At 51.4% G+C, this 399-nt stretch carries 1 protein-coding gene; it reads right to left on the reverse strand.

All coding sequences use genetic code 11. The features are described 5' to 3' along the window. Positions 1–114 precede the first annotated feature (114 nt). Positions 115–399, reverse strand: a 285-nt coding sequence (locus KNP06_RS15200; protein WP_214789517.1) for an RNA-guided endonuclease TnpB family protein, incomplete at its 5' end; no start/stop codon positions are given.

Consider the following 399-nt stretch of genomic DNA (forward strand, 5'->3'; position numbering starts at 1 on the left):
TTCAGGATGGGTGGGATTCTGAAGTGCCCGTGCGGACGCAGGCCATTTCTGTTTTGTCCGAGCCTTCAGATGAGGGTGTGCCATCACCCCTCCTGAGACAGACCCTATAGGTTCTCAGGCTGGTTGACTGTCACCATCAACCACAGGTGCGTACCGGATGTTCATCGCACCCACAATATCTCTGTGTTTCTTGAATCCGCACGGACACGAATATGTTCGATCTTTCGCTTTGTTTCGGCTCCCGCAAGAAGGACATGTCTGAGATGTGTGTGCAGGGTTGACATATTCGACCTTGATTCCTTCTAACTTCGCCTTGTATTCGATGAATGTGGCTAAGCGATGGAACGACCAGGTGTGCAGGTTCTTGGCGTTTTTACGGCTTGTTCTTGCCGTCTGTCG

Origin of the sequence: Exiguobacterium sp. s21 (genome assembly GCF_018617975.1) — a bacterium.
GTDB classification, from domain to species: domain Bacteria; phylum Bacillota; class Bacilli; order Exiguobacteriales; family Exiguobacteriaceae; genus Exiguobacterium; species Exiguobacterium mexicanum_A.